General features: G+C 68.8%; 24 protein-coding genes. 18 read left to right on the top strand and 6 right to left on the bottom strand.

The window, feature by feature from the left end:
* The first annotated feature begins 58 nt into the window (after positions 1–58).
* The 9 genes from rplI to FV218_RS00080 all read left to right on the top strand — a co-directional run bounded on the left by rplI (position 59) and on the right by FV218_RS00080 (position 9867).
* Positions 59–622, top strand: a complete 564-nt coding sequence (gene rplI / locus FV218_RS00120) for a 50S ribosomal protein L9 (protein WP_056086662.1) — start codon at positions 59–61, stop codon at positions 620–622.
* A 270-nt stretch (positions 623–892) separates the two neighbouring features.
* Positions 893–2383 carry a replicative DNA helicase gene (locus tag FV218_RS00115; RefSeq protein WP_147708215.1) on the top strand — a complete coding sequence of 497 codons (1491 nt, stop codon included), beginning with the start codon at positions 893–895 and terminating at the stop codon, positions 2381–2383.
* Positions 2384–2507: 124 nt separating this feature from the next.
* A complete protein-coding gene (gene alr / locus FV218_RS00110; RefSeq protein ID WP_147708213.1) occupies positions 2508–3605 on the top strand; it encodes an alanine racemase in 1098 nt (365 codons plus the stop codon).
* Positions 3606–3626: 21 nt separating this feature from the next.
* Positions 3627–5060 (top strand): DNA repair protein RadA, encoded by a 1434-nt coding sequence (gene radA / locus FV218_RS00105; protein WP_056086667.1) that lies wholly within the window; start codon positions 3627–3629, stop codon positions 5058–5060.
* Between the two features lie 136 nt (positions 5061–5196).
* The gene (locus FV218_RS00100; RefSeq protein ID WP_147708211.1) at positions 5197–5808 is read left to right on the top strand and encodes a CvpA family protein; all 612 of its coding nucleotides are present in this window, start codon (positions 5197–5199) and stop codon (positions 5806–5808) included.
* A gap of 118 nt (positions 5809–5926) precedes the next feature.
* On the top strand, positions 5927–7417 hold the full coding sequence (purF, locus tag FV218_RS00095; RefSeq protein WP_147708209.1) for an amidophosphoribosyltransferase: 1491 nt from the start codon (positions 5927–5929) through the stop codon (positions 7415–7417).
* A gap of 10 nt (positions 7418–7427) precedes the next feature.
* Positions 7428–8195, top strand: a complete 768-nt coding sequence (locus tag FV218_RS00090) for an SDR family NAD(P)-dependent oxidoreductase (protein WP_147708207.1) — start codon at positions 7428–7430, stop codon at positions 8193–8195.
* 88 nt (positions 8196–8283) lie between these two features.
* Positions 8284–8691 (top strand): dihydrofolate reductase, encoded by a 408-nt coding sequence (locus FV218_RS00085; RefSeq protein ID WP_147708205.1) that lies wholly within the window; start codon positions 8284–8286, stop codon positions 8689–8691.
* Between the two features lie 57 nt (positions 8692–8748).
* On the top strand, positions 8749–9867 hold the full coding sequence (locus FV218_RS00080) for a carboxylate-amine ligase (protein ID WP_147708204.1): 1119 nt from the start codon (positions 8749–8751) through the stop codon (positions 9865–9867).
* 25 nt (positions 9868–9892) lie between these two features.
* On the opposite strand, the gene der is transcribed toward FV218_RS00080, so the two are convergent.
* The 3 genes from der to FV218_RS00065 form a co-directional block, all read right to left on the bottom strand.
* Complete coding sequence (der, locus tag FV218_RS00075; RefSeq protein WP_056086684.1) at positions 9893–11245, bottom strand: ribosome biogenesis GTPase Der; 1353 nt, start codon at positions 11243–11245, stop codon at positions 9893–9895.
* Positions 11246–11288: 43 nt separating this feature from the next.
* A complete protein-coding gene (locus FV218_RS00070) occupies positions 11289–11999 on the bottom strand; it encodes a tetratricopeptide repeat protein (RefSeq protein WP_147708202.1) in 711 nt (236 codons plus the stop codon).
* Positions 12000–12127: 128 nt separating this feature from the next.
* The gene (locus FV218_RS00065; RefSeq protein ID WP_056086690.1) at positions 12128–12733 is read right to left on the bottom strand and encodes an NnrU family protein; all 606 of its coding nucleotides are present in this window, start codon (positions 12731–12733) and stop codon (positions 12128–12130) included.
* Positions 12734–12841: 108 nt separating this feature from the next.
* On the opposite strand from FV218_RS00065, the gene FV218_RS00060 reads away from it, so the two are divergent.
* Positions 12842–14017, top strand: coding sequence for a hypothetical protein (locus tag FV218_RS00060; RefSeq protein ID WP_147708200.1), 1176 nt, complete (start codon positions 12842–12844; stop codon positions 14015–14017).
* Positions 14018–14026: 9 nt separating this feature from the next.
* On the opposite strand, the gene FV218_RS00055 is transcribed toward FV218_RS00060, so the two are convergent.
* Both FV218_RS00055 and adh read right to left on the bottom strand, forming a co-directional pair.
* Positions 14027–14467 carry a DUF779 domain-containing protein gene (locus FV218_RS00055; protein ID WP_056086698.1) on the bottom strand — a complete coding sequence of 147 codons (441 nt, stop codon included), beginning with the start codon at positions 14465–14467 and terminating at the stop codon, positions 14027–14029.
* A 113-nt stretch (positions 14468–14580) separates the two neighbouring features.
* Positions 14581–16101, bottom strand: coding sequence for an aldehyde dehydrogenase (adh, locus tag FV218_RS00050; protein ID WP_056086701.1), 1521 nt, complete (start codon positions 16099–16101; stop codon positions 14581–14583).
* Positions 16102–16595: 494 nt separating this feature from the next.
* Between adh and FV218_RS00045 the strand changes: the two genes are divergently transcribed.
* Positions 16596–17762, top strand: a complete 1167-nt coding sequence (locus tag FV218_RS00045) for a multidrug effflux MFS transporter (RefSeq protein WP_147708342.1) — start codon at positions 16596–16598, stop codon at positions 17760–17762.
* A 70-nt stretch (positions 17763–17832) separates the two neighbouring features.
* Positions 17833–18345: a DoxX family protein gene (locus FV218_RS00040; RefSeq protein ID WP_147708198.1), complete on the top strand. Its 513-nt coding sequence runs from the start codon at positions 17833–17835 to the stop codon at positions 18343–18345.
* 1 nt (position 18346) lies between these two features.
* Here FV218_RS00040 and FV218_RS00035 read toward each other — a convergent pair whose 3' ends face one another.
* A complete protein-coding gene (locus FV218_RS00035; protein ID WP_147708196.1) occupies positions 18347–19747 on the bottom strand; it encodes an MFS transporter in 1401 nt (466 codons plus the stop codon).
* Between the two features lie 307 nt (positions 19748–20054).
* On the opposite strand from FV218_RS00035, the gene FV218_RS00030 reads away from it, so the two are divergent.
* The 6 genes from FV218_RS00030 to panE all read left to right on the top strand — a co-directional run bounded on the left by FV218_RS00030 (position 20055) and on the right by panE (position 24755).
* Positions 20055–20939 carry a DUF3313 domain-containing protein gene (locus FV218_RS00030; RefSeq protein ID WP_056086710.1) on the top strand — a complete coding sequence of 295 codons (885 nt, stop codon included), beginning with the start codon at positions 20055–20057 and terminating at the stop codon, positions 20937–20939.
* A 173-nt stretch (positions 20940–21112) separates the two neighbouring features.
* Positions 21113–22606, top strand: a complete 1494-nt coding sequence (gene guaB, locus FV218_RS00025; protein WP_147708195.1) for an IMP dehydrogenase — start codon at positions 21113–21115, stop codon at positions 22604–22606.
* A 61-nt stretch (positions 22607–22667) separates the two neighbouring features.
* Positions 22668–22898, top strand: a complete 231-nt coding sequence (locus FV218_RS00020; protein ID WP_147708193.1) for a hypothetical protein — start codon at positions 22668–22670, stop codon at positions 22896–22898.
* Positions 22895–23323, top strand: a complete 429-nt coding sequence (locus FV218_RS00015) for a type II toxin-antitoxin system VapC family toxin (protein WP_147708192.1) — start codon at positions 22895–22897, stop codon at positions 23321–23323. Before FV218_RS00020 ends, FV218_RS00015 begins: the two co-directional genes overlap by 4 nt.
* On the top strand, positions 23320–23739 hold the full coding sequence (locus FV218_RS00010) for an MAPEG family protein (RefSeq protein WP_147708190.1): 420 nt from the start codon (positions 23320–23322) through the stop codon (positions 23737–23739). The genes FV218_RS00015 and FV218_RS00010 overlap by 4 nt, the downstream gene beginning before the upstream one ends.
* A gap of 71 nt (positions 23740–23810) precedes the next feature.
* The gene (gene panE, locus FV218_RS00005; RefSeq protein WP_147708188.1) at positions 23811–24755 is read left to right on the top strand and encodes a 2-dehydropantoate 2-reductase; all 945 of its coding nucleotides are present in this window, start codon (positions 23811–23813) and stop codon (positions 24753–24755) included.
* The last annotated feature ends 26 nt before the right edge of the window (positions 24756–24781 follow it).

The raw sequence follows: 24781 nt of genomic DNA, 5'->3' as shown, positions 1-24781 counted from the left end.
CCCGCAGCCGACGACCGTCGGCGGCCTCCATCCCAACCTCAACCGAAGGACCAACCCCATGGAAGTCATCCTCCTCGAGCGCGTCGCCAAGCTCGGCCAGATGGGCGAGACCGTGAACGTCAAGCCGGGTTACGCCCGCAACTTCCTGCTGGCCCGCGGCAAGGCCCTGCGCGCCACCGCCGGCAACAAGAAGCACTTCGAGACCCAGCGCGCCCAGCTCGAGGCCCGCAACCTTGAGAAGAAGTCCGAGGCTCAGACCGTCGCCGAGACCCTCGAGGGCAAGAGCTTCGTGCTGATCCGCCAGTCGGGCGAGACCGGCGTGCTGTACGGCTCGGTCTCCACCCGCGATCTCGCCGAGGTCGTCACCGCCGAGGGCTTCTCGGTCGGCCGCGATCAGTTCGCCCTCAACCAGCCGATCAAGACCCTGGGCCTGCACGTCGTCCCCGTCGTGCTCCATCCCGAGGTCGAGGTCTCCGTGACCGTCAACGTCGCTCGCTCCCCCGAGGAAGCCGAGCGTCAGGCGCGTGGCGAATCCACCACCGAGCGCGAGGCGTTCAACCTCGACGACCTCGGCCTGGAAGTCGGCGCGGCACTGGCCGAGGCCGGTGACGACCGCGAGTAAGCCGATTCACGGCCCTTCGGGCCGGTGGAGAACGGGGAACGACGGCCCTCGCGGGTTGACTTGTTCCTCGTTTGTTCCAGCATGGACGCCCGTGCCTCGCCCGAGTCGCGGGCGTTCGCGTGTCCGGCGCCAGTCGAATCCGCGGGCCGATCGGTCGGTCGTGATCAGAGCCCCTTAACCATGGTGGATCATGGTCGGCCTCTGAATGAAGGCGGGTCGGGCGTTCACGTCCCCACGCGCTCGGAAAAAGTCGGAGCCTCGAGTCAGCCCATGGCCCTGCCCAACGCCCTTGTGGCCAACCTTCAACGGGTGACGCAGGAATTCCGCGTCGCGCCGCACAACATCGACGCGGAGCAGGCGCTGCTCGGCGCGATCCTGGTCAACAACGACGCCTATTACCGCATCTCGGACTTCCTCCTCGCCGAGCACTTCATGGAGGATGTCCACCGCAAGATCTTCGAGGTGGCCTCGCAGCTCATCAAGGGCGGCAAGCTCGCCACCCCCATCACCCTGAAGACCTATCTGGGCGACGCGGATCTCGGCGGCCAGACCGTGATGCAGTACCTCGCCCGCCTGGCGGCCGAGGCGACCACGGTGATCAACGCGGGCGATTACGGCCGCACCATCTACGACCTCGCCATCCGGCGCCGGCTCATCACCATCGGCGAGGACCTCGTCAACGGCGCCTACGAGGCGCCCGTGGAATCCTCGCCCCGCGACCAGATCGAGGGCACCGAGCGCCGCCTCTACGAGCTCGCCGAGTCGGGCAAGTACGACGGCGGCTTCCAGAAGTTCTCCGAGGCGCTCACCACCGCCGTCGATATGGCCGCCAAGGCCTATCAGCGCGAGGGCAAGCTGTCGGGCATCGCCACGGGCCTGTCCGACCTCGACGCCAAGATGGGCGGCCTGCAATCGTCGGATCTCATCATCCTCGCGGGCCGCCCGGCCATGGGCAAGACCTCGCTGGTGACCAACATCGCCTTCAACATCGCCAAGGCCTACAAGGGCGAGAAGGGCGCCGACGGCGTCATGAAGACGGTGAACGGCGGCATCGTCGGGTTCTTCTCCCTCGAAATGTCGGCCGAGCAGCTCGCCACCCGCATCATCGCCGAGCAGTCGGGCGTGCCGTCCTACAAGATCCGCCGCGGCGACATCCGCCCGGAGGATTTCTACAAGATCACCGATGCCGCCCGGGACATGCAGACGATCCCGTTCTACATCGACCAGACCGGCGGCATCTCCATCGCCCAGCTCGCGGCGCGTGCCCGGCGCCTCAAGCGCCAGAAGGGCCTCGACCTGCTCATCGTCGATTACCTCCAGCTCCTGTCGGGCTCGGGCAAGCGCTCGGACAATCGCGTGCAGGAGATGACCGAGATCACCACGGGCATGAAGGCGCTGGCGAAGGAGCTCGCGGTGCCGATCATCGGCCTGTCGCAGCTCTCGCGTCAGGTCGAGAACCGCGAGGACAAGCGCCCGCAGCTTTCGGACCTGCGCGAATCGGGCTCCATCGAGCAGGATGCCGACGTGGTGATGTTCGTGTTCCGCGAGGAATACTATGTGAACAACAAGAAGCCCCGCGAGGGCACTGAGGAGTTCTTCGCCTGGGAGGCGGAGATGAATCGCGTCCACGGCAAGGCCGAGGTGATCTTAGGGAAACAGCGCCACGGCCCCACCGGCACCGTGGAACTTCAGTTCGACGCCAACATCACCCGGTTCTCGAACCTCGCCCAGTCGGACCGGATTCCTGATCAGCATATGTGATCGGATAGTCCGCGACCCGATACCTCACACGACGAACGATCCGGCGGGTGGGAAATCCGCCGTTGCCTAAGGTTTGCATGGGAGCGGCCCGTGCCGATCCGAGAACCGAGCGAAGCTGGACAGCGTGATCGAACCAGGCCACGGCGCCACCCTCACCATCGACCTCGGGGCCATCGTGGCGAACTGGCGCCGCCTCGCGGACGAGGCGCCCGGCCTCGCCTGCGCGGCGGTGGTCAAGGCCGATGCCTATGGCTGCGGCCTGACCCATGTCGCGCCGTCTCTATGGGCGGCCGGGTGCCGCACCTACTTCGTCGCCCACCTGAGCGAAGCCGTCGCGGCGCGCGCGCTCCTGCCGGAGGCGACCATCTACGTCCTCAACGGGCTCCTGCCGGACATTGGCTCCGCCCTCATGGCCCACGCCCTGCGTCCCGTCCTCGGATCGCCCGAGGAGCTGACGGAATGGGCAGCTTTGTGCGTGAGATCCGGCGCCCCGCAACCCGCCGCGCTCCACATCGATACCGGCATGAACCGCCTCGGCTTCTCGGTGTCCGAGGCCTTGGCGCTCGCCGGCGATCCCATCGTGGCACGCGCTGGCATCGGCCTCCTGATGACCCATCTCGTCAGCGCCGAGTTGCCCGAGGAGGCCGTCAACACCCGGCAGGCCGCAGACTTCGCGCGCCTGCGCGCCGCCCTGCCGGGCATCCCCGCCTCGTTCGCCAACTCGTCGGGCGTCTTCCTCGGCGGGGAAGCCCACCACGACCTCCTGCGCCCCGGCTACGCCCTGTTCGGCGGCAATCCCACACCCGGCAAGCCGAACCCCATGCGCCCGGTTGTGCGACTTGAGGCGCCCATTGCCCAGGTTCGCACCGTCGCGGCCGGCGAGACCGCCGGCTACAACGCCCGCTGGACGGCCAATGGCCCGCGCCGCCTCGCCACCCTCTCCATCGGCTACGCCGACGGCTATCCCCGCGCGGCGAGCGGGCGGGGCGCCGCCCTGGTCGACGGCGTGCGCTGTCCCATCGTCGGCCTCATCTCCATGGATCTCGTCATCCTCGACGTCACCGACGCCCCCGGCGCGGTACGCGGCGGAACCGCGACGCTCATCGGCGACGCGCTCGACATCGACACCGTGGGACAGGCCGCCGGCACCATCGGCTACGAGATCCTGACGGGGCTGGGTTCTCGCTATGTTCGCCATTATGTGACAGGAACCGAGGCCTGAAGGGCCTCTTCCGGACGCAGCATGGCCAAAATTAACCAGACCTTCGTGTGCCAGTCCTGCGGGGCGGTCTACAACCGCTGGCGCGGGCGCTGCGAAGCCTGCAACGGCTGGAACTGCATCGCCGAGGAGACGGGTGCCGGCGGTCCCCAGTCCGGCCCGGTCAAGACGCGGCCGAGCCGGGCCAAGGGCCGAGTGTTTCCGCTGGAGGGCCTCACCGGCGAGGTCAAGCAGGCCCCGCGCATCCCGTCCGGGATCAACGAGCTCGACCGGGTGACGGGCGGCGGCTTCGTCCGCGGCTCGGTGATCCTGCTCGGCGGCGACCCCGGCATCGGCAAGTCCACCCTGCTGATGCAGGCCACGGCCGCCATGGCGCGCACGGGGGAGCGGGTCGTCTACATCTCCGGCGAGGAGGCGGTGGCGCAGGTGCGCCTGCGCGCCGAGCGCCTCGGCCTCGCCGACATGCCGGTGGAGTTGGCGGCCGAGACCAACGTCGAGGATATCGTCGAGACCCTGTCGCAGGGCACGCCACCGGCCCTCTGCATCATCGATTCGATCCAGACCATGTGGACCGAAACCGTCGAATCGGCACCCGGCACCGTCACCCAGGTGCGCGGCTCGGCCCAGACGCTGATCCGCTTCGCCAAGACCACCGGCACCGCGGTGATTCTGGTCGGCCATGTCACCAAGGACGGTCAGATCGCGGGACCGCGCGTCGTCGAGCACATGGTCGATGCCGTGGCCTCGTTCGAGGGCGATCAGGGCCACCATTTTCGTATCTTGCGCGCGGTGAAGAACCGCTTCGGGCCGACCGACGAGATCGGGGTGTTCGAGATGACCGATATGGGGCTCGCCGAGGTACCGAATCCCTCCGCCCTGTTCCTCGCCGGGCGCGACCACGCGGCACCGGGCACGGCGGTGTTCGCCGGCATGGAAGGCACGCGGCCGCTCCTCGTTGAGATCCAGGCCCTCGTCGCGCCCTCCTCGCTCGGGATGCCGCGTCGCGCGGTGGTCGGCTGGGACCCCAACCGCCTGTCCATGGTGCTCGCCGTCCTAGAGGCCCATGGCGGCATCCGCCTCGGCACCCACGACGTCTACCTCAACGTCGCCGGCGGCCTGCGCATCACCGAGCCGGCGGCGGATCTGGCCGTGGCCGCCGCCCTGGTCTCGTCCCTGTCGGGCTCTGCGCTGCCACCCGAGACGGTGTATTTCGGCGAGATCGGCCTATCCGGTGCCATCCGGCCCGTGGCCCAGGCGCCGGCCCGCTTGAAGGAGGCGCTGAAGCTCGGCTTTGCCAAGGCGGTGACGCCCCAGGGGCGCGGCGAGGGCGGCAACGACGGGTTTCCCACCGAAGCCCTGCGCCACATCGCCGACCTCGTCGCCGGCATCGCCAGCAACGGTCCGCGCCGGGTCGGCTCGAACCGGGGACGCGGCGCGGTGGAGTACGACGACGACTGAAGCCCCTTCCAGGCCGGGACGGCCACCGGCTTGAGGGTGACGGCCAGGATTCGGCACGATATACAGGGGCGCGGCCGAGGGAAGCCGCAGGATACGCTGCGCTGCCGCAACTCCCTTGAAGTGACAATCGCCCACGATGCCGTTCTCCGTTCTCGATCTCGTCGTGCTCGGCATCGTCGTGGTGTCCGCGTTGCTTGCGGCCGTTCGCGGTGCCACCCGTGAAGTGCTGGCGATCATCGCGTGGGTTGCCGCCGCCGCCGTTGCCTGGAAACTCTATCCCCTGCTTCTGCCCACCGTGAGCCAACACGTCACCAATGCCACCGTGGCCCTGGTGGCCTCCATCGCGGCGATCTTTCTCGGTACGCTCATCGTGGTCTCGATCATCACCGTGAAGGTGTCCGACATGATCCTCGATTCGCGCATCGGCGCCATCGATCGGTCCCTCGGCTTCCTGTTCGGCGCCGGGCGGGGCTTTCTCATCTGCGTCATCGGATGGGTGTTCCTGGCTTGGCTCGTCCAGGGCAAGATGCCCGATTGGGCGGCGCAGGCCCGCAGCCGGCCGATGCTGGAGAAATCCGGCGAGGCCTTGGTGGCGCAGTTGCCCGAGAATCCGGAAGGCCTCCTGAAGCAGTTCAAGAAGCCCAAGGTCGAGACCCCGGCCGATCCCGTGGAGCCGCCGGAAGGCGATGTCCCCGCCCAGCGCCGCAGCGAGGTGCCGTCCCCAGCCACGCCCGCCTCGCGACGCTGATCTGCGTGCCCGCGCTTGGTGCCCGGGCGAACCTTGCTTACATGCTGGCTTCTCGCATGACGGCCTCGTGACGACGCCGGCTGTGCCCAATGCCGGGCAACCAGGGATCGACCGCACCATGTTGGCAGTGAAACCGAGTGCCGGTCCGGCCGCCGGGATCGTCGACGGCCTCGATCGCGACGGCGATACCCTGCGTGAGGAATGCGGCGTCTTCGGCATCTTCGGCCACCCCGATGCCTCCGCCATCGTGGCGCTGGGCCTCCACGCCCTCCAGCACCGTGGCCAGGAAGCGGCTGGGATCGTCTCCTTCGACGGCGAAGTGTTCCATTCGGAGCGCCGCCCCGGCCTCGTCGGCGATTCGTTCTCGGACGGCGAGACCATCGCCCGCCTGCGGGGCCGGGCCGCCATCGGCCACGTGCGTTACTCGACCACCGGCGGCACCATCCTGCGCAACGTTCAACCGCTGTTCGCCGAACTCGCCAGCGGCGGTTTGGCGGTCGCGCATAACGGCAACCTCACCAACGCGCTGTCGATCCGCCGCGACCTCGTGCGCGACGGCGCCATCACTCAGTCGACCTCCGACACGGAGGTGATCCTGCATCTGGCCGCCCGGAGCCGCGCCCCGCGCATCGTCGAGCGCTTCACCGAGGCCCTCAAGCAGATCGAGGGCGCCTACGCCATCGTGGCGCTCACCAACAAGAAGCTCATCGGCGCCCGCGATCCCATGGGCATCCGCCCCCTGGTGCTCGGCGAACTCGACGGCCGCTACATCCTTGCCTCGGAGACCTGTGCGCTGGACATCATCGGCGCAAAGTTCATCCGCGATGTCGAGAACGGCGAGATCGTGGTGATCTCCGAAGAGGGCATCGAATCGATCCGCTTCGCGCCGGCCCGGCCCATGCGCCCGTGCATCTTCGAGTACATCTACTTCGCCCGCCCCGATTCCGTGGTGAACGGCAAGAGCGTCTACGCGGTCCGCAAGAACATCGGTCACGAGCTCGCCCGTGAATCGGCGGCCTCCGCCGACGTGGTGATCCCGGTGCCGGATTCCGGCGTGCCCGCGGCCCTCGGCTTCGCCCAGGAGACCGGCCTGCCCTTCGAGATGGGCATCATCCGCAACCACTATGTCGGGCGCACCTTCATCCAGCCGACCCAGTCCGTGCGCGAGCTCGGCGTACGCATGAAGCATTCGGCCAACCGCGCCGTGGTCGAGGGCAAGCGCATCGTCCTGGTCGACGACAGCCTGGTACGCGGCACCACCTCCGTGAAGATCGTCCGGATGATGCGGGAAGCCGGCGCCAAGGAGGTGCATTTCCGCATCGCCTCGCCGCCCATCACCTATCCGGACTTCTACGGCATCGACACGCCGGAGCGCGAGAAGCTCCTGGCCGCCACCCACGATCTCGAGGGCATGCGCCGCTACATCGGCGCCGATTCCCTGGCCTTCCTATCCATCGGCGGCCTGTACAAGGCCATGGGCGAGGACCGCCGCGACGAGGCCTGCCCGCAATACACCGATCATTGCTTCACTGGCGACTACCCAACGAACCTGACCGACATGGCTATCGCCGGTCCGCGCCGGCTGGCGATGCTGGCGGAAGCCGACTGAGCGCCGGGCCATGACCGACGACACGCACTTGACCAACCCGCGAAAACCCCTGGCCGGGCGCGTCGCCGTCGTGACCGGCGCCTCGCGGGGTATCGGCCGGGCCGCCGCGCTGGCCCTGGCGGCGGCCGGCGCCCACATCGTCGCCGTCGCCCGGACGCAGGGCGCACTGGAAGAACTCGACGACGCCATTCGGGCGGCGGGATCGAGCGCTACCCTGGTCCCCCTCGATCTCACCGATTACGACGCCATCGATCGCCTCGGTGCCGGGCTGCACGAGCGCTGGAAGCGCCTCGACATCGTCGTGGGCAATGCCGGCATCCTCGGTAATCTAACCCCGCTCGGCCACGTCACGCCCAAAACCTGGACGCAGGTGATGGACATCAACGTCACGGCGAACTGGCGTCTGATCCGCTCGCTCGATCCCCTCCTGCGGATGTCCGATGCCGGCCGGGCGATTTTCGTGACCTCGGGTGCCGCCCAGAAATGCAAGGCCTACTGGGGGCCCTACTCGGTTTCCAAGGCCGCCCTCGATGCCCTGGTGCGGACCTACGCCGCCGAGACCGAGACGACGCCGGTGCGGGCCATGCTCCTCAACCCCGGCCCCCTGCGCACGGACATGCGCCGCGCCGCCATGCCGGGCGAGGACCCCGAGACCCTGAAGACGCCGGAGGATCTGGCGCCGCACATCGTCCGGATGGCGTGTCCCGATTGGAACCAAACGGGCAAGATTTACGACTTTCCCAACGACCGCGTGCTGACCCCGCGGATGGCCGACTGATAATTTCTCGGCGGTCACCGCCGCCGCTTAGGCTTTCATTCAGAGCGGGCATCCGCAGACACTCTTCCGCTCACAGGGCCATGAAACGATGATCGACGTTCGCTGCATCTGCGCCATCGGCCAGCGGGGACAACTCGGGCTCGACGGGCACCTCCCGTGGGAAGGCAACACCGATCCGCTCTTCGTCGAGGACGTAACGCGGTTCTTCGCCATCACCATGGGCCACGTCCTCATCGCCGGTCCGAAGACCGTGGCCTCGGTGCCGGAGTTCGCGTTCAGGGACCGCACCATCGACGTGATCCGCAGCCACGAGGACCCGGAGGCGGTGCTCGCGCGCTATCCCGGCCGGCGCATCTTCGTCGGCGGCGGCATCGCGGTGTGGAACGTCTACGCGAAGTACATCCAGCACTGGGACGTCACCCGCCTGCCCTACGATGGCGAGGCCGACCGCTGGTTCGATCCGGCTTGGCTCGTCGGTGGCCCCTTACGCACCTGACGGCACAAAGGACCAGGCTGGCGGGTTGAGAAGAGCCCTCCAGCTCCAAGGTCCACGATGAGCCCGCATTCGTATCGCTTCGGCATCGAGGAAGAGTACTTTCTGGCCGATGCGGAGAGCCGGGGCACGCCAGACCGGTCGCTCAAAGCCTTCCACGACGCGGCCGGGGCGGCCCTGCCGGAGATCGGCCGCGAACTCCTCGAATCCCAGATCGAGACCTGCACGCCGCCCTCGGACAGCTTCGGGGAAGCCCGCGAGACGCTTGCGCATTACCGGGCCACCCTGGCGCGGATCGGCCGCGAGCACGGCGTCCTCGTCTTCGCCGCCGGCACCCATCCGGTGGCGGCCTGGGCAAGGCAGGTGGCCACGCAGGGTGAGCGCTACACCGGCATCCTCGAAGATGTCGGTCTGGCCGGTCGGCGCAGCCTGATCTGCGGCATGCACGTTCATGTCGAGGTGCCGGATCCGGACACGCGGGTCGACCTCATGAACCGCCTGCTGCCGTTCCAGCCCATCCTGCTCGCCCTCTCGGCGTCGTCGCCGCTCTGGCAGGGCCAGCCGACGGGGCTCGCCGCCTATCGCCTCAGCGCCTTCGGCGAACTCCCGCGCACCGGCCTGCCCGAGCTGTTCGCGGATCGTGCCGCCTACGAGCGCTACGTCCGGATCATGACGAGGGCCGGCTCCATCGCGGATGCGAGCTTCCTGTGGTGGTCGCTGCGCCCGTCCATCAAGTTTCCGACCCTCGAACTGCGCATCGCCGATTCCTGCACGCGGGTCGACGACGCGATCACCATCGCGGCCCTCTACCGCTGCCTCGTCCGCTGCGCCGTGCGCCGCCCGGACCTGAATGCCGGCCTCGACGGCGTCTCGCGGGCGCTGGCGCAGGAGAACCTGTGGCGGGCGCAGCATGGGGGTACGAAGGCGGAGATGATCGACGAGGCGAGCGAAGAGGCCGTACCGTTCGCGGTGGCACTCGACGGCCTCCTGGCGCTGATCCGAGAAGATGCCGAGGCCCTCGGCTGCGTCGACGATGTCGAAGGCGCCCGGCGGATCGTCCACGACGGCACGAGCGCCGAACGCCAGATCGCCGCCTTCGATGGGGCGCGAACCGAAGGTCGGAATCCCCTCGCCGCAGTGGTGGATTGGCTGGCCGACACCACGCGCGGCGACGATTGAACGTCGCCGACGAGGAGAACCCGGCTCAGCCCTTGTTGTCCTTGTCGAACGGGTTCTTCGACGTCCGGAGCGAAAGCCGGATCGGCACGCCCGGCAGTTCGAACGATTCGCGCAGGCCGTTGACGAGGTAGCGGGTGTAGGATTTCGGCAGGCCGTCGAGCTGGTTGCCGAACAAGGCGAAGTGCGGCGGGCGGCTCTTCACCTGGGTGGCATAGCGGATCTTGATGCGCCGACCCGAGACGGCCGGGGGTGGGTTGCGCTGGGTCGCAGCACTCAGCCAGTCGTTGATACGCGAGGTCGAGACGCGGGTGTTCCACACCACTTCCGCGCCGGTGACCGCCTGCATGAGCTTGTCGATACCCTCGCCGGCGAGCCCCGAGAGCGGCACCACCGGAACGCCGCGCACCTGCGGCAACAGGCGGGTGCAATCCTCGCGCAGCTTCTTCAGGAGGCCGTTCTGGTCGGCGACGAGGTCCCACTTGTTGAGGCCGATGACGAGAGCACGGCCTTCGCTCTCGATGAGATCGACGATGGTGAGATCCTGCTTCTCGAACGGGATCGTGGCATCGAGGAGCACCACCACCACCTCGGCGAAGCGCACGGCGCGCAGGCCGTCCGACACCGCGAGTTTCTCCAGCTTGTCGTCGATGCGGGCCTTGCGGCGCATGCCGGCGGTGTCGTGCAGCTTGATCCTGCGCCCGCGCCATTCCCAATCCAGGGAGATGGAATCGCGGGTGATGCCGGCCTCGGGGCCGACGAGGAGGCGCTCCTCGCCGAGCATCCGGTTGATGAGGGTCGACTTGCCGGCGTTGGGGCGGCCGACGATGGCGACCTTGAGGGAGCGGTCGGACGGGTCCTCGTCCGCGTCGTCCTCGTCCTGCGCCGGCAGAGCCTCCATGAGGGCGTCGTGGAGTTCGCCGATGCCCTCGCCGTGCTCGGCCGAGAACGGGATCGGGTCGCCGAGGCCCAGGGAGAACGCCTCGTAGGCGCCGCCGAGGCCAGCGCCGCCCTCTGCCTTGTTGGCGATGAGGATGACGGGGCAGCCGGCCCGGCGCACGAGTTCGGCGAAGGGCTGATCGGCGGGCAGGATGCCGGCGCGGGCGTCGATGACGAACAGCACGATGTCGGCTTCGAGGATCGCAGCCTCGGTCTGGGCGCGCATGCGGCCGAGGAGCGAATCGGCATCGGCCTGTTCGAGGCCGGCGGTGTCGATGATGCGGAAGACGAGGCCACCGAAGTTGACGTCGCCCTCGCGCCGGTCGCGGGTCACGCCAGGGCGGTCGTCCACCAGGGCGAGCTTCTTGCCCACGAGGCGGTTGAAGAGGGTCGACTTGCCGACATTCGGCCGTCCGACGATCGCGACGGTCGGCATGTCCATGGTGTGCTCGATTCAGTCGTACGGGGTGGGGAAAAATAGAATGTCAGCGCGTCACGGGCGGCGGGGCCGCCGGCTCGGGCGCTGCCGCCGTCACCGTGACCGGACCACCGGCCACAAGGGCGGCGTAGACCTCGATGCGCTGGCGCAGGTTCTGCGGCGCCTGCGGGTCGGCGTTGATCTGATCGAACCAGCGCCCGGCGGCGTCGTACTCGCCGCGCTTGAGGGCGACGAGGCCGAGCATTTCGCGGGCGGTGTGGCGGAAGGCGCCCGTCGGCGCGGCGAGGCCCTGGAGACTGGCCAAAGCCGCGTCCGGCTGCGGCCCGTCGAGGCGCAGGAGGGCGGCGCGGAGACGGGCGAGATCGCGCAGGGCGTCGCTGACGCCGGTATCCGCCGCGAGGGCGTCGTACTCGGTGGCCGCGGCTGCCCCGTCGCGCTTCGACGTCTCGGCGGCCGAGCGGAAGCGGGCGAGGAGGCGATAGCCGCCCGGTGCGTCGGTGCGGATCGCCTCGAACGCCTTGTCGGCCTCCGCATTCTTGCCGTCCCGGGCGAGGCGGTTCGCGGTGTCGAACTGTTCGGAGGCCGCATCGGCGCGCACGCGCTGGTCGTGCTGCCAGTAGCGCCAGCCGCCGACGGCGGCCACCACGAGGATCGCCACGGCGATGATGGCGCCGCTGTAGCGACGCCAGATCTCGGCGACCTGATCCCGGCGATAGTCCTCGTTGACCTCGCGGATGAACTCGTTGTTCTCGGCCATGCTGTCTCATGCCGGCCGAAGACACGCCCGGCCACGTCTAGGGAGATCGAGGCCTGCGCCTAGCACAGGCCCGGGCCGTTGGCGACCGGTCTTCGCCGCAGGGCCGTCCCGCCCGCATCCGGTCTCCCTCAGGCCTGACCCGGCCAGGCAGCGACGCCGATGAGGATCGGGTGCAGGTATTTGCCGAACACGAACCACACGGCGAGGCCGACGACCACCGCGAGGGCATCGTTGCGCCACCCGGCCGGGGCCGCGACGACGCCGTGCTGGGCAGCCACGGCGGTGGGGCTCAACGCCCGGCGTTTGGCGCTGATGCGGGCGATTACCGCCCAGGCGAGAAAGCTGCCGAACAGCAGGATCGAGCCGAGATCGCCGTTGGCGAGCAGGTGGGCGGTGGCCCAGATCTTCACGGCCAGGAGCATCGGGTGCTTGGCCTTGGCGCGGATATGGCCCGGCAGATAGGCCGAGGCGAGGACGATGAACGCCAGCAGGGTCAGGACGAGGGAGAGGTGACGCGTCCAAACCGGCGGGTTCCAGACTTCGATGTAGCCGGACTGGCGGTAGAGGTGGAAGCCGTAGGCGATGAGCACGAGGCCGAGCAACGAGACCCCGGTGTAGATGAGCTTGTACCGACCCTCACCGACGTCGCCGATGACGCTCGCGCGCTTGGCCCGCGCCATGGAGAAGGCGTGCATGCCGAGGAACAGCACGAGGCCGAGGATCAGGATCAGCATGGTGGGCTTTCGCGGATCGGGATGTGGGCGGCCGCCGGAGGCGGCGCCGTGGCAATCAGTCTGTAACGGTTCAAAACCCAAACTCGCCGTGATGTCCAGGCATACGCGATGACGCGCCCCTTCCTCCGCACTCTTCTCGCGCTCGCGAGCCTCACGGGCGCCGCCACCGCGGCGTCCGAACCACCGCTCTCGGCCCTGACCCTGGTCGGACCGCCCATCGTCGTCTTCAAGGCCGGTCGCGACGCCTGCGATGGGGCCGACGTGCCGGATGCGTCGGTGCGGGCGTTCCGGGACGCGTCGGGCGCCGTCGCGCTGTTCGGGATGCATTATCGGAATCGTGCCCTGCGCGGTCCGTCCCTGGACGCGCTCAAGCTCGACTGCGCCGTCGTCCTCGATTCGGGTGAGAAGTCCGACCCGGCCCTCTACGACGACCGCTCGTGGATCACCGCCACCTGGACACAGGACGGCAAGACCATCGCCGCCCTCCTCCATCACGAGTATCAGGCCAACGAGCACCCCGGACGCTGCCGCTCCAAGGTCTACCTGGAATGCTGGTACAACACGGTGGTGGCCGCCGCCTCGACGGATGGCGGGCGCCGGTTCGTGCGCGCAACGCCGCCCGTGGTGGTGGCCGGGGCGCCGTTCCGCCAGGAGGTCGACCAGGGTCGCCATCGCGGGTTCTTCAACCCGTCGAACATCTTCGGCGACGGGCGCTGGCGCTACATGTTCGCCTCGACCACGGGGTGGGATCTCGAGGGCAGCGATCAGGCGGCCGGCGTCTGCCTGTTCCGCACCGACGATCCGGCCGACCCGGCGCGCTGGCGCGCCTGGACCGGCATCGGCTTCACCGCCGCGTTTCCCGATCCCTACACCGGAAAGGTGGCGCATCCGGCGACCTGCAAACCGGTGGCGCCCTTCCCGACTCCCGTCGGCGCCGTCGTGCGCCATCGTGCCAGCGGCGCCTGGATCGCGGTGTTCATGGCGAAGAAGGCCGGTGATTTCCCCGAATCCGGCTTCTACTGGACGAGCTCGCGCGATCTTCTCACCTGGGACCGGCCGCGGCTGCTGCTGGCCGGCACCACCCTGTACGACGATCCGTGCGGGGCGCGGGACGGGCTCATCGCCTACCCGTCCCTCCTCGACCCCGCCGCCACGGGCCGCAACTTCGACGACACCGGCGACACGGCGCTCCTCACCTACGTCACCCTGCGCACGGAGGGCTGCGCCATCACCTCCGACCGCGATCTCCTGCGTCGGCCCCTCGCCATCAAGGTCTGGCCCTGAGGTTTACGATCAGAGCTTGCAGGCGCCGGACAGCGCCATGTTCTCAGCCTGCGTGAACAGCCGCGAACGGATGAGGAAGCGCTTGTCGCGCCCGTTCTCGAGGGAGAACATGCCGCCCCGCCCCGGCACCACGTCGAGGATGAGGTGGGTGTGTTTCCAGACCTCGAATTGCGGCCGGCTGATCCAGAAATCGGCGCCCGCCACGGTCCCGAGATGGACGTCGCTGTCGCCCGTCAGGAACTCGCCCTGCGGGTAGCACATGGGCGAAGAACCGTCGCAGCAGCCGCCGGACTGGTGGAACATCACCGGCCCGTGGTCGGCGCGCAGCTCGTCGATGAGGGCGAGGGCCGCCGGGGTCGCGGTGACGCGCAGGGGCGTGCCGTCGACGCCCGCCAGGTCTGCGGTGGTCTGATCGGGCGTCGTCTGGTCAGGCGTGGCGATGTCGCTCATCGGCTTGTCCTCCCTGGGGCGATCTTCACTGGGCAGTCTTGCCGAAAACATAGGGCGAGGAACGAAAAAGCCCCGGCCTTCCAGCCGGGGCAAGGTGGTCTCGGGGCCGAACGTTAGAAGAAGCCGAGCTTCTTGGCCGAGTAGCTCACCAGCATGTTCTTCGTCTGCTGATAGTGGTCGAGCATCATCTTGTGGTTCTCGCGGCCGATGCCGGACTGCTTGTAGCCGCCGAAGGCCGCGTGGGCCGGGTAGGCGTGGTAGCAGTTGGTCCAGACGCGGCCGGCCTGGATGGCGCGGCCGAAGCGGTAGGCGCGGGTGCCGTCACGGGTCCAGACGCCGGCGCCGAGGCCATAGAGGGTGTCGTTGGCGATGCTGAGCGCGTCGGCATCGTCCTTGAAGGTCGTCACCGAGAGCACCGGCCCGAAGATTTCCTCCTGGAAGATGCGCATCTTGTTGTGGCCCTTGAACACCGTCGGCTTCATGTAGAAGCCTTCGGCGAACTCGCCGTCCTTGACGTTGCGCTCGCCGCCCGTGAGGCACTCGGCGCCTTCCTGCTTGCCGATATCGACGTAGCTCAGGATCTTCTCGAGCTGCTCGGAGGAAGCCTGGGCGCCGATCATCGTGGCGGGGTCGAGGGGCGAGCCCTGCGTGATCGCCTCGACGCGCTTGATCGCCCGCTCCATGAAGCGATCGTAGATCGACTCGTGCACGAGGGCGCGGCTCGGGCAGGTGCAGACCTCGCCCTGGTTCAGGGCGAACATGGTGAAGCCCTCGAGCGCCTTGTCGAAGAAGTCGTCATCCTCGTTGGCGACATCGGCAAAGAAGATGTTCGGCGACTTGCCGCCGAGCTCCAGCGTCACAGGGATCAGGTTCTGCGAGGCGTATTGCATGATCAGGCGGCCCGTCGTCGTCTCGCCGGTGAAGGCGATCTTGGCGATGCGGGGCGAGGAGGCCAGCGGCTTGCCGCATTCCAAGCCGAAGCCGTTGACGATGTTGAGGGTTCCGGGCGGCAGCAGGTCGGCGATGAGTTCGGCCACGACGAGGATCGAGGCGGGCGTCTGCTCTGCGGGCTTCAGCACGACGCAGTTGCCCGCCGCCAGCGCGGGCGCGAGCTTCCACACGGCCATCAGGATGGGGAAGTTCCACGGGATGATCTGGCCGACGACGCCCAGCGGCTCGTGGAAATGGTAGGCGACGGTGTCGTGGTCGATCTCGGAGATCGACCCCTCCTGGGCGCGGACGCAGCCGGCGAAGTAGCGGAAATGGTCGATGGCCAGCGGGATGTCGGCATGCGTCGTCTCGCGGATCGGCTTGCCGTTGTCCCAGGTCTCGGCCAGCGCGATGAGATCGAGGTTGTCCTCCATCCGGTCGGCGATCTTGTTCAGGATGCGGGCGCGCTCGCCCGGCGAGGTCCGGCCCCAGGCGTCCTTGGCGGCGTGCGCGGCATCGAGGGCCTTGTCGACATCGGCGGCATCGGAGCGGGCGACTTCGCAGATCACCCGGCCAGTGATCGGCGAAGTGTTCTCGAAGTAGCGGCCGGCGCTCGGGGCGACCCATTGGCCCCCGATGAAATTGTCGTACCGGGCCGAGAACGGGGACTTGGTGCCGGCGTTCAGGAACTCTGGCTTGTTCATGGCGATTCCTCCGATTTTGTTTTTATGCGTGCGGCAGACAAGGCCAGACGGTGCCCCAAGGCAAGGTGTACCTTCGGCCAAGGCCGCCCTTCGTGACCGGTCCGTCCGCGCACCGGATGGCGTCCGGGCGGGCTCCGGATCCTAGACCCGATCAACGCGTGTGGCGACCCGGTTCCAGGAGGGTCGGGCGATCCCGTGATCGACGGACGAGCCCATGAATCGTCGTGCGTGTTTTCGCACCGACATCCGGAGTGGAACCAAGCGACTGGCAGCGCCTTCCGACTTCGTCCCCATCTGCACCGCTCGAAACTTCGGGGCGCCGGCGGGTCGGGTCATAGCCGGACCTCGCACGTCCACCCGGGCTCGAGCCAATCGTCGCAAGGATCGCTTTGTCGGTGACGCCTCCGTCTGCTCCGGCCCCTTCGTCGCGCCCAGATCCCTCCGCCTGGAGCGGCCCGCGCTTCGGCGAGTTCGTTGGCATCGTCGCCCTGATGATGGCGGTGACCGCCATCTCCATCGACAACCTGCTGCCGGCCTTTCCCGAGATCCAGGCCCAATTCGGGGTGGCCGATCCCAACCGGCTGCAATGGCTGATCTACGTCTACATGTTGGGCTTCGGCGCGGCGCAGATCGTCTATGGGCCCCTGTCGGACAGCTACGGACGGCGTCCGGTGCTGCTGGCGAGCCTCGCCATCTACGTCGCCGGCACGGTGCTCGCCATGGTGGCCCCCTCCTTCGCCTGGCTGCTCGCGGCGCGCGTCATCCAGGGCATCGGCGCCGCCGGCGGCCGGGTGCTGTCCACGGCCATCGTGCGCGACCGCTTCGCCGGGCGCGAGATGGCGAGCGTGATGTCGCTCGTGATGATGGTGTTCCTCATCGTGCCGATGATCGCACCGGCCATCGGCGGGGCGATGCTGCTGCTCGGCTCGTGGCTTTACGTCTTCGTGTCGATGCTGGTCCTCGCCGGCCTCCTCGTGGCGTGGTTCTCCGCCCGGATGCCCGAGACCCTGCATCCGCAGGACCGGCGCCCGTTCTCCCTCGCGGCCGTGGGGCAGGCGGTGTCCTTGACCTTCCGCAACCGCGTGGCGGTCGGCTACGCCACGGCGCTCGGTCTGCTGACGGGCTGCATCATGGGCTATGTCGGCTCGGCCCAGCAGGTGTTCGATACGGGCCTCTACCACCTCGGCGCCCTGTTCCCCCTCGCCTTCGGACTCGTGGCCGGCGCCATGGGAGCGGCGACCCTGGTCAACGCCCGCCTCGTGCGCCGCCTCGGCATGCGGCCGCTCTCGCACGCCGGGCTGACCGCCTTCGTCGTCGTCGCGGTGGTCCAGGTGATGGCGGCGCTCGCCTATGGCGGCCGCCCACCCCTCGGGCTGTTCCTCGGGGTTCTCGCCGCCAACCAGTTCCTCCTCAGCTTCGCCATGCCGAACTTCAACGCCCTGGCGCTCCAGCCCCTCGGCGAGATCGCCGGGACGGCCTCGTCCTTCCTCGGCTTCTACACGACGATTCTGGGCGCCCTGTGCGGCTTCCTCATCGGCCAGGCCTTCGACGGGACGGTGCTGCCCATCGGCCTCGGCTATGCCGGGCTCGGGGGCCTCGCCCTCCTCGTCGTCGCCTGGACGGAGCACGGGCGCCTGTACCGCGGCGGCGTGTCGGGCTGACGGGCTTAACCCGGTCTTCAGGCCCTCGGGACATGCTTTGTTCTCCCGACGACCAGATGGAGCCTCCGACGTGACCGGCCGTACCCAAGACGGAGCGCTTCTCCTCGCGCGCCTCCTCCTCGCCGCCGCCCTGCTGCCGACGGGCATCGCCCGGGCGCTGAACATCTCGGGCTTCGCCCTGACCCTCGCCGGAACCGGCCTGCCCGCGCCGAACCTCGTGGCGACGGCCGCCGTGGTGGTGCAGGTGTTCGGACCCCTGGCCCTCATCCTCGGAGTCCTGCCGCGGATCACCGGGCTCATGCTGGCGGTGTTCGCCGTGGCCATGGCCGTGCTGCTGCACCCGTTCTGGCAGTTTTCCGGTCCGACGGCGGTGGCCGAACGGACCCTGATGCTCGCGGATCTCGGCCTCGCCGGGGGCTTTCTGATGGTCGCGATGACGGGCCCCGGCGCCTGGTCGTGGCAGGGCTGGCGGCAGGGCGCCCGTGCCCAGGCAAAGCCGGCCTCCGCCCGGGTGAACACGCCGAAATCGGCCGCGCGGCCGAAGCGCCCGGCCGGCCGGGCTTCCACCCGCGCGGCGGCCTAGATCAGGGCGCCGGCGCGACCCGGCGCTGACCTGACACCTCCGCTCCGGCATCCGGGGCGAGGCGCCGGAAGGCGAAGACCGATAGGACCGAGATCGCCGCCACCGCGAAGAAGGCCGGGCCGAAATCCTCCGCCTGGATCGCCGTGCGCCCGTGCCAGCCCGCGGCCCCCTCCAGGGCGAGGGCCCCGAGGGAGACGCCGAGGCTGAGCGACAATTGCTGGGCGACGCTGGCGAGGCTCGTACCGGCGCTCATGTCCCGTGGCTCGAGGTCGGCATACGCGATGGCGTTGACGCAGGTGAACTGGAGCGAGCGCACGCAGCCCCCGAGCAGCAGGGTGCAGACGATGATCGCGTGCGGGGTCTCGGCCGTGAACAGGCCGTTCACCGCGAGGAAACCCGAGGCGACCACCGCATTGACGAGCATTACCCGGCGAAAGCCGTAGGCGCGCAGGATGCGCGGTCCGATGAGCTTGATGAGGAGCGCACCGGCGGCGGCGGCGAAGGTGAGCAGGCCCGATTGCAGCGGATCGAGGCCGAACCCGATCTGCAGCATCAGCGGCAGCAGGAACGGGATCGCCCCCGTGCCGATGCGGAACAGGCTTCCCCCCGTCACCGCAGCACGAAACGTGGGATAGCGCAGGAGATCGAGGCGGATCACCGGATGCGCCACCCGGCGCGAATGCCGGACATAGAGGGTCAGCAGGACGAGGCCGGCGGCGAGGCACCCCCACGAGACGCCGTCGGGCAGCAGGTGGCGGCCCGTCGAAGCGAGCCCGAGCATCAAGGTCGCGAGCCCCAGGCCCGAGAGCAGGAACCCGACGAGGTCGAGGGGCGGCCGCTCGGCCTCGCGCACGTTCTCGAAGTACACGCTCGCGAGCGCGATGCCGGCGAGCCCGATGGGAATGTTGATGAGGAAGATCCAGCGCCAGTCGAGGTAGGTCGTGATCAGGCCGCCCAGGGGCGGTCCCATGATCGGACCGATCAGGGCGGGGATCGTGAGGTAGGCGAGGGCACTGACGAGTTCGCTCTTCGGCACGCTGCGCAGGATGACGAGACGACCCACCGGCACCATCATCGCGCCGCCCAGCCCCTGGAAGAACCGGGCGGCGACGAAGCCCATGAGCGAATCGGAAGCCGCGCAGGCGAGCGAGCCGGCCATGAACACGCCGAGCGCCACTCGGAACACCGTGCGGGCACCGTAACGATCGGCCATCCAGCCGCTGATGGGAATGAAGATCGCGAGGCTGACGAGATAGGCCGTGAGCGCGAGCTTGAGGGCGATCGGGTCCTCGCCGAGGCTTCTGGCGATCGCCGGCAGAGCCGTGGCGATCACCGTCGCGTCGGTGTTCTCCATGAACAGGGCCGTCGCGACGACGAGGGGGACGATCTGGGACGGACGCATCGGAGGGCAACAAGTCCGTTGAGCGTGGTTCGGTTGCGTCACTTCAAAGAAAAAGCCGCGGTTGAACAGACGATGTGCGGTTCCGCCCTGGAGTTCGCGTTGACGGAGCCCAAGGCACGGCCCCGAGAGCGTGGCGCTTGCGCCACACGCGGCGGTTACGACGGGCCGCGCCGGCGCGAGTGCCTTTCCACAGGGTCGCCGCCGCCGCTAAGCTGTTCCCAACACGGACCGGCTGGTGCCGTTCGTGGGCATGCCTGCCCCGGATACGCCAGACCCGTCGTTCCCGTTCTTCCGTCAAGGTTCCTGGATGCCCTCGCGCTTCGAACGTCGTCTCAGGGTGCCGGGCATGACTGCCGGCCTCGCCCTGCTGCTCGCCATGGCCGGCTGCGGCACGGTCCTTCTCAATGATTCCGGGTCGCTCACCCGCTACGACCGCCTCGTGAGCAGCGACGAGGTTGCTACCCGGGCAAAGCTCTACATCGACCGCACGGCCACGGCCGGAGCCCGCACGGTGCGGATCATCCCGACGACGTTCTCCGAGGCCGTTTCCGGCCCCGGCCTGACGCCCGTCGAGCGCCGTCTCGTGGCCAACGCGGCCGACCGTGCGCTCTGCTACGAACTGTCCCTGCGCTACGACGTAGTCTCGGGCCGCAAGGCGGATCTGACCGTGCGCGCCGCGGTGACCCGCGTCGAACTCACCGGCTTGCCCGCGGCGGGCGCCACCATCGCCACCTCGGCCGGTGTCAGCATCGCCTCGCAGGTCGGCGTGGGCTTCGCGACGTCCGTCGGTCGCGTGCCGATCCCGCGCATTCCCATCGGTCTCGGCAGCATCACCATCGAGGCCGAAGCCCTCGACGGGCGTCACGAGCAGCGCGCCGCCATGGTGTGGGGCGGGGCCTCCAACTCGTTCACGAGCCAGCCCCGGTTCTCGCCCATCAGCGATGCCTACGATCTCGCCGGCGAATTCGGCCAGGACTGGGGCGGCTACCTCGCCACCGGCGTCGATCCGTTCAAGGCGCCCCTCGCCATCCCGAACTACGACCGCATCCGCATCACCACCCTGGGCGAGGCACCCCTCGACCCGGATTGCGAGGCTTTCGGCCGCGCGCCGGGCATCGACGGCATCCTGGCGGACTATATCGGCCTGCCGCCGGAATACACCGACAAGGGTCCCGCCGCCCCCGTCAACTGACCGAAACGCCCGGCCCGCGCGGCCGGGAAGCCATGCGGCCGGGGGATATCCCCCCACCGCACGCGGATTCCGCCTTTGCGCGGGTCGGGCCCGCATGATACTGGCCCGTGCCAACTCGATGACGCCGGAGCGGTCCTTGGACCCGGCGTTTCGACCCGTTTGGGAGTTGGCTCATGGCGCGCATCACCGCAGATTCCATCATCGAGGGGCTGACCTTCGACGACGTCCTCCTGCGACCCGCCGCGTCCTCGGTGATGCCCACGCAGGTCAGCGTCGCGACCCGGCTCACCCGCACCATCCACCTCAACTTGCCGATCCTGGCCTCGGCCATGGACACCGTCACGGAAGCGCCCATGGCCATCGCCATGGCGCAGAACGGCGGCATGGGCGTGATCCATCGCAACCTCGAGCCCGACGAGCAGGCCGAGCAGGTCCGCCTCGTGAAGAAGTACGAGTCGGGCATGGTGCTCAACCCCATCACCATCCATCCCGACGAGACCCTCGCCGACGCCTTCGCGCTGATGAAGCAGAACCGCATCTCCGGCATCCCGGTGGTGGAGCGTGGTCCGAACGGCTCGCGTGGCAAGCTCGTCGGCATCCTCACCAACCGCGACGTGCGCTTCGCGACGAATTCCTCCGAGACCGTCGCCGAACTCATGACCCGCGATCGGCTCATCACCGTGCGCGAGGGCGTGAACCAGGACGAGGCCAAGCGTCTCCTGCACCAGTTCCGGATCGAGAAGCTGCTGGTGGTCGACGACCATTACCGCTGTATCGGCCTCATCACCGTCAAGGACATCGAGAAGCAGGTCGCCTATCCCGGCGCCGTGAAGGACGAGCAGGGCCGCCTGCGCGTGGCGGCGGCCACAACCACCGGCGACAGCGGATTCGAGCGGGCCGAGCGCCTCATCGATGCCGGCTGCGACGTGGTCGTGGTCGATACGGCGCATGGCCACTCGATCAAGGTGCTCGACGCCGTGCGCCGGGTGAAGCAGCTCTCCAACACCGTGCAGATCGTTGCCGGCAACGTCGCCACCCGCGACGGCGCCCAGGCCCTCATCGATGCGGGCGCGGATGCCATCAAGGTCGGCATCGGCCCGGGCTCCATCTGCACCACCCGCATCGTCGCCGGCGTCGGCGTGCCCCAGCTCACCGCCCTGATGGAGGCCGTGGAGGCCGCCGATCGCGCCGGCGTGCCGGTGATCGCCGATGGCGGCATCAAGTATTCGGGTGACCTCGCCAAGGCCATCGCGGCCGGCGCGTCGGTGGCCATGCTCGGCTCGCTCCTCGCCGGCACCGACGAGGCCCCCGGCGAGGTGTTCCTGCACCAGGGCCGCTCTTATAAGAGCTACCGGGGCATGGGTTCGGTGGGCGCCATGGCCCGCGGCTCGGCCGACCGCTACTTCCAGGCCGAGGTCAACGACACCCACAAGCTGGTGCCCGAGGGCATCGAGGGGCAGGTGCCGTACAAGGGACCGGTGGCGGCGGTGCTGCACCAGCTCGCCGGCGGCCTGCGCGCCGCCATGGGCTATGTCGGCGCCCCGACCATCCCCGAGTTCCAGGACAAGGCGCAGTTCGTCCGCATCACCAACGCCGGCCTGCGCGAGAGCCACGTCCACGACGTGACCATCACCCGCGAGAGCCCGAACTACCCCGGCCGGGGTTGAGGGGTGACGCGGATCGGGGCGCTTGAGATAGGATGATGGTCGATGGAGCGGGAGAGACGGCATGCCTGACCTGATCATCAAGGATCTGGACGACGCGACCCTCAGGACGATCGCATTCCAGGCCGAAGTTCAGAACAGGTCGGTGGACGAGGTGGCCATCGGCCTCATCCGCCTCGGTCTGATGCATGATGTCGAGGGTCGGGTCGCGGTCGCCGACCGCATCCGGTCCGGCACGCGCGGCCCCGTCGAGGACAGCACCGACGTCATCCGGCGGATGCGGGACGCCGTGTGATCGTCGTCGATGCGAGCGTTGCGGTGAAGTGGTTCGTCGCGGAGGCGGATTCCGAGACGGCCTTGACCCTCTTTCGTTCGTCTTCCGTGCTGATGTGCCCGGACCATGCGTTCGGTGAGATCGGCGAGGTGCTCGTGAGGTCGTGCCGCCGCGGTCGGCTGACGCACGATGACGTTCGCCGTGCGAACGACGCCATAGCCGGGCGTCTCGCGTTCCGGTCGCCGTTGCCGCTGATCGACCTCGCCACCGGCATCGCGCTCGGCGCCGCCATCAGTTTCTACGACGCACTCTATGTTGCCGCGGCCGATCGCTGGCATCTCACGCTCGTGACCGCCGATGCGCGGCTTGTTGCTTCCGTCGCCGGGACGCCGTGGCAGCGCTGCGTCGTTCTCCTGAGCGCATGGCGTGGGGAGCGCGAGCCATGACCGTTCAAGCCATCCTCGCCCCGGCCTTCGCGCAGGTGTTCCTCACCTTCGCCCTGCTGTTCTGGATGGGGCGCGTCCGATTCGACGCGTTAAGGGCCGACACCGTCAGGGTCGGCGACATCGCCCTCGGGCAGAGGGCGTGGCCGGACCGCGCCCAGCAGGCATCCAATGCCTACGCGAACCAGTTCGAACTGCCGATCCTGTTCTACGCCCTCGTGCCGCTGGCACTCTATACCCGGAAGGCGGACCTACTCTTCGTGGTCATGGCTTGGGTGTTCGTCGCGACGCGAGTCGTTCACGCGGGCCTCTACGTCACCACGAATCCAGTCCCGTATCGCTTTCGCGCGTTCGTTGCCGGCGTGCTGGTTCTCGTCGCGATGTGGATCGTGTTCGCCGCGCGGATTCTGTCGAGCTGACGCGCACGTGGCGCCCGGACCGCGTAGGGTCGCTCCGGGAACAACATCGTCGAACCAAGAAGGATCGTCCCATGCGCGTACTCGTCGTCGGCGCCGGTGCCACCGGTGGTTATTTCGGTGCCCGGCTGGCCGAGATCGGTCGGGACGTGACTTTCCTCGTGCGCCCGGCACGCGCGGACAAGCTCGCAGCCGACGGGCTCAACGTGAAGAGCCCGCACGGCGACCTGACGATCCCGGCGCCCAAGACCGTCACGGCGACCGGCCTGGGCGCGGCGGGCGCGTTCGACCTCGTTTTCCTGAGCTGCAAGGCCTACGACCTCGACGGGGCGCTGGCCGATGTCGCCCCCGCCATCGGGCCGGAGACGGCGATCCTGCCCGTCCTCAACGGCATGCGCCACCTCGATGCCCTCGATGCCCGGTTCGGTTCGGAGCGCATCCTCGGCGGCACCTGCGCCATCGCGGCGACGCTGGGGTCCGACGGCACCGTCCATCAGATGAACGACCTGCACACCCTGACCTACGGCGAGCGCGACGGCAGCCTGTCGCCCCGCATCGAGGCCATCGACGGCCTGATGCAGGGGGCCACCTTCGAACCGCGCCTCAGCCGGTCGATGGTCCTGGAAATGTGGGAGAAGTGGACGTTCCTCGCGACGCTGGCCGGCTCGACCTGCCTCATGCGGGCCACCATCGGCGACATCGTCGCCGCCCCCGGCGGGCGGGCCTTCATCGAAGCTCTGTTGGAGGAATGCCGGAGCATCGCCGAGCAGGCCGGCCACGCCCCCCGAGAAAAGTTCGTGGAGCGCACCCGCGCGACCCTGACGGCGGAAGGCTCGGGCTTCACCGCCTCGATGCTGCGCGACATCGAGAACGGCGCGCGGATCGAGGCCGACCAGATCATCGGCGATCTCGTCGCGCGGGCGCCCGACGCGGCCGGGCATCCCCTGCTCGACCGCGTCCTGACGCACGTGAAGGCCTACGAAGCGCGGCGCGCCCGCGAGGCGGCGAAGGCTCAGTAGCGCGGGCCGGGCGGCGGGGGCGGGGG

The sequence above is a fragment of the Methylobacterium sp. WL69 genome (assembly GCF_008039485.1).
Taxonomy (GTDB): domain Bacteria; phylum Pseudomonadota; class Alphaproteobacteria; order Rhizobiales; family Beijerinckiaceae; genus Methylobacterium.
Note: the sequence above shows the minus strand (reverse complement) of the source record. Positions and strands in the feature narration are given on the sequence as shown.

Bases quoted from the DNA above. Each gene is read 5' to 3' on its own strand.
- FV218_RS00085 (WP_147708205.1), top strand. From the start codon at position 8,284: ATGATCGACGTTCGCTGCATCTGCGCCATCGGCCAGCGGGGACAACTC.
- rplI (WP_056086662.1), top strand. From the start codon at position 59: ATGGAAGTCATCCTCCTCGAGCGCGTCGCCAAGCTCGGCCAGATGGGC.
- FV218_RS00100 (WP_147708211.1), top strand. From the start codon at position 5,197: ATGCCGTTCTCCGTTCTCGATCTCGTCGTGCTCGGCATCGTCGTGGTG.
- radA (WP_056086667.1), top strand. From the start codon at position 3,627: ATGGCCAAAATTAACCAGACCTTCGTGTGCCAGTCCTGCGGGGCGGTC.
- purF (WP_147708209.1), top strand. From the start codon at position 5,927: ATGTTGGCAGTGAAACCGAGTGCCGGTCCGGCCGCCGGGATCGTCGAC.
- FV218_RS00065 (WP_056086690.1), bottom strand. From the start codon at position 12,733: ATGCTGATCCTGATCCTCGGCCTCGTGCTGTTCCTCGGCATGCACGCC.
- FV218_RS00060 (WP_147708200.1), top strand. From the start codon at position 12,842: ATGACGCGCCCCTTCCTCCGCACTCTTCTCGCGCTCGCGAGCCTCACG.
- FV218_RS00045 (WP_147708342.1), top strand. From the start codon at position 16,596: ATGGCGGTGACCGCCATCTCCATCGACAACCTGCTGCCGGCCTTTCCC.
- FV218_RS00090 (WP_147708207.1), top strand. From the start codon at position 7,428: ATGACCGACGACACGCACTTGACCAACCCGCGAAAACCCCTGGCCGGG.
- FV218_RS00035 (WP_147708196.1), bottom strand. From the start codon at position 19,747: ATGCGTCCGTCCCAGATCGTCCCCCTCGTCGTCGCGACGGCCCTGTTC.
- panE (WP_147708188.1), top strand. From the start codon at position 23,811: ATGCGCGTACTCGTCGTCGGCGCCGGTGCCACCGGTGGTTATTTCGGT.
- FV218_RS00070 (WP_147708202.1), bottom strand. From the start codon at position 11,999: ATGGCCGAGAACAACGAGTTCATCCGCGAGGTCAACGAGGACTATCGC.
- FV218_RS00030 (WP_056086710.1), top strand. From the start codon at position 20,055: ATGCCCTCGCGCTTCGAACGTCGTCTCAGGGTGCCGGGCATGACTGCC.
- der (WP_056086684.1), bottom strand. From the start codon at position 11,245: ATGGACATGCCGACCGTCGCGATCGTCGGACGGCCGAATGTCGGCAAG.
- FV218_RS00020 (WP_147708193.1), top strand. From the start codon at position 22,668: ATGCCTGACCTGATCATCAAGGATCTGGACGACGCGACCCTCAGGACG.
- adh (WP_056086701.1), bottom strand. From the start codon at position 16,101: ATGAACAAGCCAGAGTTCCTGAACGCCGGCACCAAGTCCCCGTTCTCG.
- FV218_RS00115 (WP_147708215.1), top strand. From the start codon at position 893: ATGGCCCTGCCCAACGCCCTTGTGGCCAACCTTCAACGGGTGACGCAG.
- FV218_RS00010 (WP_147708190.1), top strand. From the start codon at position 23,320: ATGACCGTTCAAGCCATCCTCGCCCCGGCCTTCGCGCAGGTGTTCCTC.
- FV218_RS00055 (WP_056086698.1), bottom strand. From the start codon at position 14,467: ATGAGCGACATCGCCACGCCTGACCAGACGACGCCCGATCAGACCACC.
- FV218_RS00080 (WP_147708204.1), top strand. From the start codon at position 8,749: ATGAGCCCGCATTCGTATCGCTTCGGCATCGAGGAAGAGTACTTTCTG.
- guaB (WP_147708195.1), top strand. From the start codon at position 21,113: ATGGCGCGCATCACCGCAGATTCCATCATCGAGGGGCTGACCTTCGAC.